This window comes from Bacteroides stercoris ATCC 43183 (assembly GCF_025147325.1).
In the GTDB taxonomy this organism is placed as follows: domain Bacteria; phylum Bacteroidota; class Bacteroidia; order Bacteroidales; family Bacteroidaceae; genus Bacteroides; species Bacteroides stercoris.
The window spans coordinates 2279050-2293021 of the sequence record NZ_CP102262.1; the positions used below are offsets into that span (position 1 = coordinate 2279050).

At 41.5% G+C, this 13972-nt stretch carries 10 protein-coding genes, 1 tRNA gene and 3 pseudogenes; 9 read left to right on the top strand and 5 right to left on the bottom strand.

The window, feature by feature from the left end; genetic code table 11:
- Positions 1-125: 125 nt before the first annotated feature.
- Positions 126-1847 (bottom strand): helix-turn-helix domain-containing protein, encoded by a 1722-nt coding sequence (locus NQ565_RS09250; RefSeq protein ID WP_005653525.1) that lies wholly within the window; start codon positions 1845-1847, stop codon positions 126-128.
- Positions 1848-1953: 106 nt separating this feature from the next.
- Between NQ565_RS09250 and NQ565_RS09255 the strand changes: the two genes are divergently transcribed.
- The 3 genes from NQ565_RS09255 (at position 1954) to NQ565_RS09265 (ending at position 5305) form a co-directional block, all read left to right on the top strand.
- Positions 1954-3594: a B12-binding domain-containing radical SAM protein gene (locus tag NQ565_RS09255; RefSeq protein WP_005653523.1), complete on the top strand. Its 1641-nt coding sequence runs from the start codon at positions 1954-1956 to the stop codon at positions 3592-3594.
- Positions 3595-4065: 471 nt separating this feature from the next.
- A complete protein-coding gene (locus NQ565_RS09260) occupies positions 4066-4407 on the top strand; it encodes an ISAon1 family transposase N-terminal region protein (protein WP_005653519.1) in 342 nt (113 codons plus the stop codon).
- 10 nt (positions 4408-4417) lie between these two features.
- On the top strand, positions 4418-5305 hold the full coding sequence (locus NQ565_RS09265; RefSeq protein ID WP_458692664.1) for an ISAon1 family transposase: 888 nt from the start codon (positions 4418-4420) through the stop codon (positions 5303-5305).
- Here the strand turns inward: NQ565_RS09265 and NQ565_RS09270 are convergent.
- Together NQ565_RS09270 and NQ565_RS09275 are read right to left on the bottom strand one after the other, a co-directional pair.
- Entirely contained in the window at positions 5294-6298 is a 1005-nt protein-coding gene (locus NQ565_RS09270) for an ISAon1 family transposase (RefSeq protein WP_040315496.1), read from the bottom strand. The two genes, NQ565_RS09265 and NQ565_RS09270, sit on opposite strands and share 12 nt — an antisense overlap.
- A gap of 10 nt (positions 6299-6308) precedes the next feature.
- Entirely contained in the window at positions 6309-6659 is a 351-nt protein-coding gene (locus NQ565_RS09275) for an ISAon1 family transposase N-terminal region protein (RefSeq protein ID WP_005652161.1), read from the bottom strand.
- 158 nt (positions 6660-6817) lie between these two features.
- Between NQ565_RS09275 and NQ565_RS09280 the strand changes: the two genes are divergently transcribed.
- The 6 genes and pseudogenes from NQ565_RS09280 (at position 6818) to NQ565_RS09305 (ending at position 12467) form a co-directional block, all read left to right on the top strand.
- Positions 6818-7969: an IS110 family RNA-guided transposase gene (locus tag NQ565_RS09280; protein WP_005654610.1), complete on the top strand. Its 1152-nt coding sequence runs from the start codon at positions 6818-6820 to the stop codon at positions 7967-7969.
- Positions 7970-8215: 246 nt separating this feature from the next.
- A pseudogene (locus NQ565_RS09285) lies at positions 8216-9304 on the top strand (IS110 family RNA-guided transposase); the annotation flags it as partial.
- A gap of 246 nt (positions 9305-9550) precedes the next feature.
- Positions 9551-10639: pseudogene (locus tag NQ565_RS09290) on the top strand (IS110 family RNA-guided transposase); the annotation flags it as partial.
- A 294-nt stretch (positions 10640-10933) separates the two neighbouring features.
- Positions 10934-11068, top strand: a pseudogene (locus tag NQ565_RS09295) (transposase); the annotation flags it as partial.
- 78 nt (positions 11069-11146) lie between these two features.
- Positions 11147-11488: an ISAon1 family transposase N-terminal region protein gene (locus NQ565_RS09300; RefSeq protein ID WP_151878731.1), complete on the top strand. Its 342-nt coding sequence runs from the start codon at positions 11147-11149 to the stop codon at positions 11486-11488.
- Positions 11489-11498: 10 nt separating this feature from the next.
- Positions 11499-12467, top strand: a complete 969-nt coding sequence (locus tag NQ565_RS09305) for an ISAon1 family transposase (RefSeq protein WP_458693198.1) — start codon at positions 11499-11501, stop codon at positions 12465-12467.
- 198 nt (positions 12468-12665) lie between these two features.
- Here the strand turns inward: NQ565_RS09305 and NQ565_RS09310 are convergent.
- Positions 12666-12739 (bottom strand) — tRNA-His (locus tag NQ565_RS09310).
- 89 nt (positions 12740-12828) lie between these two features.
- A complete protein-coding gene (locus NQ565_RS09315) occupies positions 12829-13971 on the bottom strand; it encodes a CapA family protein (protein WP_040315560.1) in 1143 nt (380 codons plus the stop codon).
- Position 13972 lies beyond the last annotated feature (1 nt).

The following is a 13972-nucleotide window of genomic DNA, read 5'->3' on the forward strand; positions in this document are numbered from 1 at the left end:
AGCAATGTTTTTATACTGCAAAGAAAAGCTTTTCTGCATGAAGCATCTTAATTTAAAAGCTCTTGCTATAAAGAAATGTCCTAAAGTTTATAAAGAAAAGTCTTATAATATTGTATAACAATAATTTATTGTTTCATATCCAATTGGGTCTTTTTAAATTCAGAAGGTGTCATTCCCGTTTTATTCTTGAACAGACTATGAAAAGTAGGCATACTATTAATGCCGGAAGCCTCAGCTATAGCACGTAAAGTATATTCAGGATGTTCCTTCAACAAATGTATAGCATGATTCAAACGTAACTCATTGATATAACCACTCAGATTAGTACCTGTATTTTCTTTTATCATCTTAGCAAAACGGGTATTATTCATATGCGCCATTCTGACTAAATCTTCTCTTGACAAATCAGCAGAAAGATACAATTCATCTCTCCTTATCAAAGAATCCAATTTCTGAAAGACCTGTTTATTGATTTCATACTCTTTATCAATGTCGGAAGATTCTGTATCCAAGTCATTATACAGAATAGACTTATCATCTTCACCTGGCGATTGCTGTTTCTTCTTTTGCTCTGACAGCGCCTCATTTACATACTTCACCAATGCCCTGTTCTTTTCTTTGATATTACGATTCTGCAGCCAAACCTTCCAAAGAAAAAACAAGACCAGCAGTACTATAAAAAAAATAAAAGCCAGAGAAATTGTCCGTATCTTCAATTTTAAAGCTTGTTCTGCAATGTGGGCTTCTCTCTCATCAACATCGTACAAGGTTTCTAATTCCAATGCCGCATTTGTTTTTTCACGCTGATATATGCTGTCAGTCAAAGCAATGAAAACAGTACTTAGCTTCACTGCCTTTTCATATTCCTTCAAACCAGTATAAGCTTTTATCTCTTTAGACAAAATGCCACGATACTGATAATTAATTGTATCCTCTCTCCTAAAAACTTCTTTCAGCTCGCGACAATTATCTAAAACTTCCCTATACCGGCCTGTCACAAACAAATAGGGAGTAGCATCGTATTTCCCGGCAGGAGTTGAAGCTGCCAAAGTAGACTTATATTTTATAAAACATTCCTCTGCTTTCTCCTTATCACCCGAACAATAATACAAATAAGCCAGTTTGGAATACAGATAAGACTTCTGTAAGTCCAAATAAGCAGCTTGTATTCCTTCCTTGCCTTCCATTTTATCCAACAGTTTCTGTCGATATAGCCCAACGGACAACGCATTATCTATTAATCCATCATCTATCAAAAAACTCATTTTAACCCCGTTGAAATAAGAAAGCATACGCAAACCATATGCATCGTCAGCATCCCTCAAAAGTTGAATAGCTTCATCAAATGTTTCGTAAGCATCCTTTTTAAAAGACAGCCAACGCTTATTTTCTCCCATACAGAACAACAGTTTAGCCTCTGCCCGCTTATTCTCCATATCCCTCGCTTGCCTGATGCCTTCAACAACATACCGGTTACTCACCTCATATTCACTCAACAAACTTGATAATTCCGCCAATGCAATCGTCATCTTAAGCAAATGTTCAGGATTATTACCAGCAATGGAATCCTGAACATAAGCTCTCCGTGCATAACGAAAAGCCAATTTGCACTGATATCTATTACGATAGACCATACTCCGCAAATCGTTTATGCGCGCAGGCATCATTACCTTCTTCTTTTCAGCTTCATCCAGCAACTGCAAGGCACGGTCGGGTTCACTCATATATATATCTGTAATATATTGATCCGTATAAAGTGAAGATTGTCCGCTCTCTTTTTTTTCCTGAGCCATCAAAAAAACGCTGTTCACCCAAAATAAGAAACAGATATAAAGGAATTTTTTCATAGCATTTGAACCTATTCGGATTTACTAACTGTTCGCAAATATATACTTTTTTATTTATCCTAACAGTAAAATCATCTATCTTTGCAAAGACGAAACTTAATCAGATATGAAAATTCTTTGGATAGACCTAAATAGTTCCTACGCTCATTCTTCATTGGCACTTCCTGCGCTACATGCACAGATAGCAAACGACTCATCTATTGAATGGGCAATAGTATCTGCCACGATAAATGAGAATGTAGGAACCGTTGTAGACGAAGCTTACCGCCATAAGCCCGACATCATAGCTGCAACAACCTGGCTTTTCAATCACGAACAGTTGCTACATATTACTTCAAGGCTGAAAGTATTACTTCCTAAAGCATGTCTCATATTAGGCGGTCCGGAGTTCCTCGGAAATAATGAGTTATTTCTGCGCAAGTACCCTTTTGTGGACTGCGTATTCAGAGGAGAAGGCGAGGAAGTCTTTCCCCAATGGCTGACTTGCTGGAACCAACCAGAACTGTGGAATGATATTGCCGGACTATGCTATTTGGACACTGACAAGCAATACAGAGACAATGGAACAGCCCGTGTCTTAAACTTTTCCAGACTCATTCCACCCGAAAAAAGCTGTTTCTTCAATTGGGACAAACCGTTTGTGCAACTTGAAACCACACGCGGATGTTTCAACACATGCGCCTTTTGCGTCAGCGGCGGCGAAAAACCTATACGTACACTCTCCATTGAAAACATCCGCCAACGGCTTCAAACCATTCACGAACACGGTATCAAAAACATACGTGTACTCGACCGTACATTCAACTACAATACGCATCGCGCAAAAGAACTGCTTCAGCTGTTTTTAGAATATCCCGATATACATTTTCATTTAGAGATACATCCAGCTCTTCTTTCCGAAGAACTGAAAGAAGAATTGAAACAATTGCCACAAGGTCTGCTTCACCTCGAAGCGGGAATTCAAAGTTTGCGCGAACCTGTTCTTGAGCAAAGCCACCGTATGGGAAAATTATCCGATGCCTTAAAAGGGCTGAAATTTCTATGCTCGCTCCCGAATATGGAAACGCATGCCGACCTCATTGCCGGACTTCCCCTCTATCACCTCTATGAAATATTTGAAGATGTATATACCCTTGCCGGATACAATGCAGGAGAGATACAGCTGGAATCACTCAAATTGCTTCCAGGTACGGAAATGCGTCGACGGGCAGAAGAACTTGGAATACGCTATTCCCCCTTTCCTCCTTACGAAGTTTTGGAAACCAACGAAATCAGCGTTGGAGAACTGCAAACCGCTCGCCGGCTGTCTCGCCTGTTAGATGCTTTCTACAATACTCCCGCCTGGCATACACTAACCAGAGAGTTAATATTAAATGACAAAGATTTTCTACATAACTTCCTTAAATATCTGATACAGGTAAATCTGATAGACCAGCCTATGAGTTTGGAGAAACGCGGGCTTATACTTTATGAATATTGCAAACTAGCCTATCCTGAATATAAAATCCAAGCAAGCATTGCTTGGATAGAAGCTGGCATGTCCTTAAAAAAGACTCCGGCAGAAAAAGTAAAAACCAAACATCAGATTCCGCCTGAGAAATGGGAAGTGATATATGGAGAATATAAAAGTAATCTGCGACTTTGCTTTCTTCCGCTCGATGAAAATACAAAATGCGGTTATTGGTTTGGATTTGAAACAGAAATACAGAGAACATTCCCCGTATTCAAAGCTAAAATAGATATATAACAAATATCATTTTACTGCGTTGAATAAAAATGAATTGCCGCTAAAGAAACTGTCACGCCACGAAGCCTGCACTGCCTCAATTCACTGCCGAAAGCTTGAAAATGCTGGTTGCAGACAACATAAGACAGCAATAAATCCCCGTTAAAAGTACTTTAATAAAACAGAACCAACTACTCTGTCGGTTTTTCTATTTCTTTCTTTATCTTTGTGGCTATATTATATTACTTTCGGCTGCATGGACAACGTTCAGAAACAGAGAGGGAGCATCATACAAAGAAGAAAAGAATAGTGAGAATTGCATACGGATAGAGTATGCAAACGTCCAAGCTGACAACAATTCTGGAAAATGAGCATAAAAAACAAGATACACCATACGGTCTATTTTCTCCTATTTGGAATAATAATGGGTCAATGTAAAAACCTGAGGGGTAAATTTATAAATTGTTATCTTTGTCTCCAAATTCATAGCTTATGGAATTAAACGGTTATTGCCTTCTTCTTCCTGAAGGCACTTTAGATTACTTTGATCTTGTTGATGTGAAGGAAAGCGTAAATGAAGTTGTGATCTACCTTGAGGAGAAAAATATCGTTCCTGAGAAGTATACAGATCAGGATACTGAGAGTAAAGGCTTTTATGCTCCTGTTATTGTTCAGGATTTTCCTCTTCGTGGCAAGAAGGTCTTCCTTAATATTCGTCGTCGTCGCTGGCTCTTAAAGAAGCATAATGAGTATATCTCTCGTAACTGGCGTATGGTGGCTGAAGGTACTCGTATGACGCAGGATTTTGCGTCTTTTTTAAAAGAACTGTATTGATAACTATCCGATCAGTTGCAAGCTCTTAGGTGTTTTATATGGAGTTGACGGGGATTTATTGGAGCGTCAATACCGTAACCATCTAAGTGGTTATCTCCATTGGGACCAACTTGTTCATGCAGAGGATTGGCTACTATTCGAAAAGAATATCGGTGCTTATATCTGTATTGATGAGGTAGCCCTCTCGCGTGGGGAACTCTATACTGTACTGACCAATAAAGAAGCTCACGGTGGTAAAGGTAGTATGATTGCCATCATTAAAGGTACGGACGTTCATACGGTCACTTCTGTCCTGCTTAAGCTCTCCCGTCGCCGCCGTTACCAAGTGCGCGAGATAACCTTGGATATGGCTCCTAACATGGAGCAGATTGCACGCATCTGCTTTCCTGCGGCCAAACGTGTTACCGATCGCTTTCACGTACAGAAGTTAGCTTATGAAGCTGTGCAGGAGATGCGTGTAAAAGCTCGCTGGGAGGCTTTGGATGAAGAGTCCACTCAGCTTGCTTATGCAAAGGCCTGTGGAAAGATGTATCATGCACCTGTTTTCGCTAATGGAGATACAAGAAAGCAGTTGTTAGCAAGAAGTATTTATCTGCTTTACAAGAAGGAATCCTTATGGACTCAGTCTCAAAGAATACGGGCTGAAATTCTTTTCAAGGAATATCCCGATATAAAGAAAGGATATTATCTGTCTATGCGGTTAGGCTTAATCTATCATCAGTGTAAGTTTAAGGATATTGCTTTGACAAGGCTGGCAAGGTGGTATGATGAAGTAGATAAATCAGGGTTCCTCACCTTTGGAAGGGTCGCACGTTCTATACAAACACATTATCTGGATATAATCAATTTCTGGGTCAGCGGATTTCCCCGGTTGGCAAGCTTTCTTTTAAGCGTATAGCCTAGCCAGTCTGAACATGAAGAATTTCAGATCAGCCACCCCTCTTAACTGGCTTCGAAAAGCTTTGATTTTAGCATTGAACGACTCCGCTGAAGCATTTGTCAATCGTTCTTCAAAATAATTTATGATGGTCGTACTATGGTTTGAAAACGTATCAAGTACCTTGTTGAACTCCATATAGTCAAACTTTTCCACTTCATTGTACCATCTTGCGAGATTTAGCCTTGCTTCATCGAGACCTGACTTCTTGTTGAAGATGTCTGTCAGTTTCATGCTAAGGCTGTATCCTTCCAGAAGCTTGGGGAATTTATCAAAGAGAATGGCAGCCCTGGTCTTTTGCTGTTCATTCCATTTGCTCCAGTGTTTCAGTATAATGTGCTTGCTTCTGCTTACTATCTGTGACAGGGTTTCTCCGTTCTCCATTCTTTCAGGTTCCCATTTCCCTATTCTTTCCCTTTCCGCCTTACTCTTTGTTTCTTTCTTCTTTTGGCGATGCTCCCTGATAGCCTGATTTTCCGCATCAAGTACTTTCCACCGATAGCGTATTCTTAACTGGTCAACAGCTTCAGACATGAGCTGCTGTACATGAAAACGGTCATTGATCAGCTTTGCGGCAGGAAACACCTTTCTGACTGTCAGCATCATGGCTGAAGATAAATCTGTAGTGACAGTCTTGACAGACAGCCGTTTCCGGTGCGGAAGCCTGCGCAAGATTCCGCTTACCGCATCTGTGGCCACTCCACGAACTATTGCAACTAAAGCACCCTTACGACCTTTAGCTGCTTTATTGGTCAGAATCGTATAAACATCTCCATTGCTCAGGCAAGTTTCATCCAAAGAAAGCTTTTCTCCAATATTTTCAGGATAAAGGAGATAGTCATGCGCATGTTCGAGCTGATCCCAGTTCCGGTAATCACTGATTTTCTCCTTGTATTGTTTACGAAGAGTCTGCCCTTTTACGCCATAACGTTCCGCAAGCACACTGATGCTCACAGGAGTAGATTCAATCTCCTTCTTTTAAAAAAGAGACGAACTCAGAATTGAGCCGTGTACCGTCAAATTCGGATAAATCCCAGTCATAACTGAAGATTTCATTGGAAGATTTGTCAAGCCATTTACGTTTACGAACATGGAGATAAGTGGCGCGACCACGAATAGGATAGTCTTGGATTGTACGATACTCACCAAAACCATAGGATATGATATCCGGATTGATCTTATCTTCTTTTAGTTGAACTTTTTTTTCATCAAGATAAATATCAAAACGGTCAGCACTCTTGTCGAAATTGACAATATCAAAGTTGTCTATAAGCACATCCGGAAGGATGGCACGAAGGAGTTGTGCGGGTTTCATAAAACAAAGGTAAGCAAATTTAGATATAAATCACGATTTATATGCCAGTGGGATATGAAAAAATCAAGACCACCCCTATCTTTATGGCGTGGAGGTCTCAGTGTGTGAGCCTCAAAATAAATGTTTCACGAGCTCTTAGTCTCAAAATGTAATAGCCTATGCGGATAGTATGTGGTCTTGACGTACACAAAGATAGTGTATTTGTTTGTATTCTCAACGAAAAAGGTGAGAAATTTGAAGCCAAGTACGGTGTTTTGACACCTGAACTGGAAGAGCTGCATCAACTTCTCCTTACTCATGAAGTTAAGGAAGTTACTATGGAAAGCACCAGTATTTACTGGTATCCCATCTGGCGCATTCTCAGTGACATAGAATGTCTGAAGTTGGTCAACCCCTACTTCATCAAGCAGCTTCCCGGCAGAAAAAGTGATGTCCGTGACGCTGCCTGGATAGCCGAATGTACCATGAAGGATCTCATCCGTGGCAGTTTCGTGCCGGATGAGATAGTGCAGCGCATGCGTCAGTATAACCGACGCATTTTTGACTTGAACAAGGAGAAGGTCTATAAACTGACCAAACTGGATGCCTTGCTTCAACGTTGCAATATCCGTATCAGCAACTACGTATCTTCTACAGACAGTAAGAGCTACAAAGATGTGGTGAAATTGCTTTCCGAAGGAATTGTCAATGCGGAAAAGCTGACGGAGGCCATCCATGGACGGACGGTGAACCGTGTCGGAAAAGAAGTAATTACAGCCGCTCTGACAGGAGTTGTCAATGAAGTGGACATAGACCTGATACGCCAGTACCGGGAGGAAATCCTTATGGATGACAAGCATCTGAAAGAGTGCCAGGAAAAACTGACGGAAATCTGCAGGAAAGAGTTCCCCAGGGAGTTCGATAATCTTCAGACGATACCCGGTGTAAAGGAACGCTCGGCAACCTCCATACTCTCTGAATTAGGGGCCGACATGAAGATGTTTATTACAGCGGCTGCATTGGTGTCGTGGTGCGGGCTCAAACCACGGAATGAAGAAAGCGCAGGAAAAATCAAATCACGAAGAATCACACATGGTAACAAGTACATCAGAAAGACTATGATTGAATGCGCATGGGGAGCCAGCCGGACACAAAACTGTTTTTACTCGAATTTCAGTTACACACAAACTGTCGTCAGAAGGAAGAATGCCATGAAAGTGAAAGTGGCCATAGCGCGGAAAATGCTTGTTGTCATTTGGCACGTGTTGAGTGATGGTGTTCCATACAATGATTATAAGAAGCCTGAAGCTATTGCAGAAGGCAACTCATAATATACCGCTTATTGTAAGGCCAGTATCTTTGTGGTAGCATAGACTCCGTTTTGCAAATTGACTGATGCTTTAAGCGGCTTAGAATGCCAGTGTTAGGAAATAAAGCCTGAAGAGGAAAATGATACTTTTTATATTGTATATCTGACTGCTCTTGATAGAACGGTCAATACATTCATGCTCATTAACACCATAAACTAAGTAAAGGAGCCATAAAGACAGGGGTAATCTTTATCTTTTCATAGAGGAAAAGGTGAGAAATTTGAAGCCAAGTACGGTGTTTTGACACCTGAACTGGAAGAGCTGCATCAACTTCTCCTTACTCATGAAGTTAAGGAAGTTACTATGGAAAGCACCAGTATTTACTGGTATCCCATCTGGCGCATTCTCAGTGACATAGAATGTCTGAAGTTGGTCAACCCCTACTTCATCAAGCAGCTTCCCGGCAGAAAAAGTGATGTCCGTGACGCTGCCTGGATAGCCGAATGTACCATGAAGGATCTCATCCGTGGCAGTTTCGTGCCGGATGAGATAGTGCAGCGCATGCGTCAGTATAACCGACGCATTTTTGACTTGAACAAGGAGAAGGTCTATAAACTGACCAAACTGGATGCCTTGCTTCAACGTTGCAATATCCGTATCAGCAACTACGTATCTTCTACAGACAGTAAGAGCTACAAAGATGTGGTGAAATTGCTTTCCGAAGGAATTGTCAATGCGGAAAAGCTGACGGAGGCCATCCATGGACGGACGGTGAACCGTGTCGGAAAAGAAGTAATTACAGCCGCTCTGACAGGAGTTGTCAATGAAGTGGACATAGACCTGATACGCCAGTACCGGGAGGAAATCCTTATGGATGACAAGCATCTGAAAGAGTGCCAGGAAAAACTGACGGAAATCTGCAGGAAAGAGTTCCCCAGGGAGTTCGATAATCTTCAGACGATACCCGGTGTAAAGGAACGCTCGGCAACCTCCATACTCTCTGAATTAGGGGCCGACATGAAGATGTTTATTACAGCGGCTGCATTGGTGTCGTGGTGCGGGCTCAAACCACGGAATGAAGAAAGCGCAGGAAAAATCAAATCACGAAGAATCACACATGGTAACAAGTACATCAGAAAGACTATGATTGAATGCGCATGGGGAGCCAGCCGGACACAAAACTGTTTTTACTCGAATTTCAGTTACACACAAACTGTCGTCAGAAGGAAGAATGCCATGAAAGTGAAAGTGGCCATAGCGCGGAAAATGCTTGTTGTCATTTGGCACGTGTTGAGTGATGGTGTTCCATACAATGATTATAAGAAGCCTGAAGCTATTGCAGAAGGCAACTCATAATATACCGCTTATTGTAAGGCCAGTATCTTTGTGGTAGCATAGACTCCGTTTTGCAAATTGACTGATGCTTTAAGCGGCTTAGAATGCCAGTGTTAGGAAATAAAGCCTGAAGAGGAAAATGATACTTTTTATATTGTATATCTGACTGCTCTTGATAGAACGGTCAATACATTCATGCTCATTAACACCATAAACTAAGTAAAGGAGCCATAAAGACAGGGGTAATCTTTATCTTTTCATAGAGGAAAAGGTGAGAAATTTGAAGCCAAGTACGGTGTTTTGACACCTGAACTGGAAGAGCTGCATCAACTTCTCCTTACTCATGAAGTTAAGGAAGTTACTATGGAAAGCACCAGTATTTACTGGTATCCCATCTGGCGCATTCTCAGTGACATAGAATGTCTGAAGTTGGTCAACCCCTACTTCATCAAGCAGCTTCCCGGCAGAAAAAGTGATGTCCGTGACGCTGCCTGGATAGCCGAATGTACCATGAAGGATCTCATCCGTGGCAGTTTCGTGCCGGATGAGATAGTGCAGCGCATGCGTCAGTATAACCGACGCATTTTTGACTTGAACAAGGAGAAGGTCTATAAACTGACCAAACTGGATGCCTTGCTTCAACGTTGCAATATCCGTATCAGCAACTACGTATCTTCTACAGACAGTAAGAGCTACAAAGATGTGGTGAAATTGCTTTCCGAAGGAATTGTCAATGCGGAAAAGCTGACGGAGGCCATCCATGGACGGACGGTGAACCGTGTCGGAAAAGAAGTAATTACAGCCGCTCTGACAGGAGTTGTCAATGAAGTGGACATAGACCTGATACGCCAGTACCGGGAGGAAATCCTTATGGATGACAAGCATCTGAAAGAGTGCCAGGAAAAACTGACGGAAATCTGCAGGAAAGAGTTCCCCAGGGAGTTCGATAATCTTCAGACGATACCCGGTGTAAAGGAACGCTCGGCAACCTCCATACTCTCTGAATTAGGGGCCGACATGAAGATGTTTATTACAGCGGCTGCATTGGTGTCGTGGTGCGGGCTCAAACCACGGAATGAAGAAAGCGCAGGAAAAATCAAATCACGAAGAATCACACATGGTAACAAGTACATCAGAAAGACTATGATTGAATGCGCATGGGGAGCCAGCCGGACACAAAACTGTTTTTACTCGAATTTCAGTTACACACAAACTGTCGTCAGAAGGAAGAATGCCATGAAAGTGAAAGTGGCCATAGCGCGGAAAATGCTTGTTGTCATTTGGCACGTGTTGAGTGATGGTGTTCCATACAATGATTATAAGAAGCCTGAAGCTATTGCAGAAGGCAACTCATAATATACCGCTTATTGTAAGGCCAGTATCTTTGTGGTAGCATAGACTCCGTTTTGCAAATTGACTGATGCTTTAAGCGGCTTAGAATGCCAGTGTTAGGAAATAAAGCCTGAAGAGGAAAATGATACTTTTTATATTGTATATCTGACTGCTCTTGATAGAACGGTCAATACATTCATGCTCATTAACACCATAAACTAAGTAAAGGAGCCATAAAGACAGGGGTAATCTTTATCTTTTCATAGAGGAAAGATAGCTAATTTTAAAACTTACCAACCAGATATTTCCGCTGAGCCCAATTTCTTTGAAAGGAGGGCAACCAATGCCGCAGCAGAGTCATTCAATGCTAAAATCAAAGCATTTAGAGCACAGTTCAGAGGAGTAAGAGATAGAGCTTTTTTCTTATATAGACTTGCTAAATTATATGCTTAAATATAAAATCCCGGGTCAATGTAAAAACCTGAGGGGTAAATTTATAAATAGTTATCTTTGTCTCCAAATTCATAGCTTATGGAGTTAAACGGTTATCGCCTTCTTCTTCCTGAAGGCACTTTAGATTACTTTGATCTTGTTGATGTGAAGGAAAGCGTAAATGAAGTTGTGATCTACCTTGAGGAGAAAAATATCGTCCCTGAGAAGTATACAGATCAGGATACTGAGAGTAAAGGCTTTTATGATCCTATTATTGTTCAGGATTTTCCTCTTCGTGGCAAGAAGGTCTTCCTTAATATTCGTCGTCGTCGCTGGCTCTTAAAGAAGCATAATGAGTATATCTCTCGTAACTGGCGTATGGTGGCTGAAGGTACTCGTATGACGCAAGATTTTGCGTCTTTTTTAAAAGAACTATATTGATAGCTATCCGATCAGTTGCAAGCTCTTAGGTGTTTTATATGGAGTTGACGGGGATTTATTGGAGCGTCAATACCGTAACCATCTAAGTGGTTATCTCCATTGGGACCAACTTGTTCATGCAGAGGATTGGCTACTATTCGAAAAGAATATCGGTGCTTATCTCTGTATTGATGAGGTAGCCCTCTCGCGTGGAGAACTCTATACTGTACTGACCAATAAAGAAGCTCACGGTGGTAAAGGTAGTATGATTGCTATCATTAAAGGTACGGACGTTCATACGATCACTTCTGTCCTGCTTAAGCTCTCCCGTCGCCGCCGTTACCAAGTGCGCGAGATAACTTTAGATATGGCTCCTAACATGGAGCAGATTGCACGCATCTGCTTTCCTGCGGCCAAACGTGTTACCGATCGCTTTCACGTACAGAAGTTAGCTTATGAAGCAGTGCAGGAGATGCGTGTAAAAGCTCGCTGGGAGGCTTTGGATGAAGAGTCCACTCAGATTGCTTATGCAAAGGCCTGTGGAAAGATGTATCATGCACCTGTTTTCGCTAATGGAGATACAAGAAAGCAGTTGTTAGCGAGAAGTATTTATCTGCTTTACAAGAAGGAATCCTTATGGACTCAGTCTCAAAGAATACGGGCTGAAATTCTTTTCAAGGAATATCCCGATATAAAGAAAGGATATTATCTGTCTATGCGGTTAGGCTTAATCTATCATCAGTGTAAGTTTAAGGATATTGCTTTGACAAGGCTGGCAAGGTGGTATGATGAAGTAGATAAATCAGGGTTCCTCACCTTTGGAAGGGTCGCACGTTCTATACAAACACATTATCTGGATATAATCAATTTCTTTGAAAGGAGGGCAACCAATGCCGCAGCAGAGTCATTCAATGCTAAAATCAAAGCATTTAGAGCACAGTTCAGAGGAGTAAGAGATAGAGCTTTTTTCTTATATAGACTTGCTAAATTATATGCTTAAATATAAAATCCCTCAGATTGTTACGTTGACCCCTTTTTTCTTATATAGACTTGCTAAATTATATGCTTAAATATAAAATCCCTCAGATTGTTACGTTGACCCCAGATTGTTACGTTGATCCCTGAACCCTGAGTCCCGGTAAAGGGGGTATATAATAAAAAAAGAGGAAAATCATCACTGAAATTCCTCTTTTTCTTGGGTGACTGAAGGGACTCGAACCCTCGACATTCAGAACCACAATCTGACGCTCTAACCAACTGAACTACAGTCACCATGTTGTTGCATTTCTTAAATGCGGTGCAAAGATATGGATAATCTTTGATATTACAAATGTTTTGGCGTTTTTTTTTCAAAAAAATAGCTATTTATTATTTTCATAAATTTCTGTATTATGCTGTACTAGGAACTTTCGAGTGTTTTTAATGAAGATATTCAGACGGTTACGGGCTGATTGCGGCAAATGGCTATGTGGTGAGTAAGAAGGATATAAAATGTAATTTTTTTCTCCAGTGAGAGTGGGGCGGCCGGTCCATACTAAAGTGTATCCGCATCGGACGACACGGGCGAATGGAAAAGAAGAGGCAAAAGATTCGGGCGACGGTGAATGACTTGAATGGTTTTGTAATGGACGGATGGGCTTGGGGAGAGGATATTTTTCAAGTTGCAGCGTAAAGATGAGTCCACCGTCTGTATTTGCAGCGCTCATATTGGAGATGAAGTTTCCTAAAGAATAGACGATGGCATGCTGTTGATTGCCGTTCGTGCGTAATTCCATAGGCTGGATTACGTGCGGATGCGAACCGATAATATGGGTCACCCCCTGTTTCAGCAACCAGTCGGCAAGCTCGCATTGCTCACGGTTCGGGAGTGATTGATATTCTTCTCCCCAATGCATACAGGCTATAATAGCATCCGGGCGTACGGCTTGGGCGCTATGTATGTCTTTTAGAATTGTTTTTTTGTCAATGTAATTGACTATGTTGGGTGCAGATACCTTGATTCCATTAGTGCCGTAAGTGTAGTTGAGTATGGCTATGCAGAAACCTTTTTTCCGGATGAAGAGAGGATGGAGTTGTTTACGTTCTATAGCGTTCCGGTAAGTACCTGCATAGGGTATGGAAAATGATTCGATTTGTGTGATGGTTCGTTCCAATCCGGTCTTGCCGCGATCCAGGCAATGATTGTTTGCTGTGAGAAGAACGTCGAATTCGGCATCTTTGATAGCTTGCAGATATTCGTCGGGTGCACTGAAAGTAGGATAGCCTTGATAAGGTTTTCCACCGAGAGTCACTTCAAGATTACCTATTGCAATATCGGCACGGGAGATTTCTTCCTTTACAAGGGAGAAACAAGGAGAATAATCATATTTCCCGTCGGAAGTGCGGGCGGCATCTATTTGCGCCCGGTGTTGCATTAAGTCTCCTACAAATAATAGCGTAATCCTTTCCTGTGAGGAAAGGGTTACGCTATATAGTAGAAAGATAAAGGAGATGAGCGCTTTCATC